The organism is Vibrio sp. S12_S33 (assembly GCF_963889785.1).
In the GTDB taxonomy this organism is placed as follows: Bacteria; Pseudomonadota; Gammaproteobacteria; order Enterobacterales; family Vibrionaceae; genus Vibrio; species Vibrio aestuarianus.
Window position 1 is genome coordinate 1 of the sequence record NZ_CAWPQZ010000389.1, and the last position, 251, is coordinate 251.

General features: G+C 41.8%; 1 protein-coding gene. It reads left to right on the forward strand.

Annotated features, from left to right (window positions below):
• A partial coding sequence (locus AACW06_RS20555) for a hypothetical protein (protein WP_238336793.1) occupies positions 1-232 on the forward strand: 232 nt, incomplete at its 5' end.
• Between the last annotated feature and the right edge of the window lie 19 nt (positions 233-251).

Below are 251 nucleotides of genomic sequence, written 5' to 3' on the forward strand. Positions count from 1 at the left end.
TATTGTACTCCGCCCAGTTAGTTATCTTCTTTTTCGTTTTCCCCATGTCATCACCGCTCTTACCATCACAAAGGATCAGATCGCAGGACTTGGAAAAGGTTCAACTGATTTAGGCAACAACGCCCTTAGTCACCCAAACTATGTGATATTTAGTGTAATAAACACTATGGGACGAGGTATAATATTGCATTTAGCTATCGTACCGTCTCCAAAGGCATTCATCCACGGGTAAACCCGTGGTTTTCTGTATT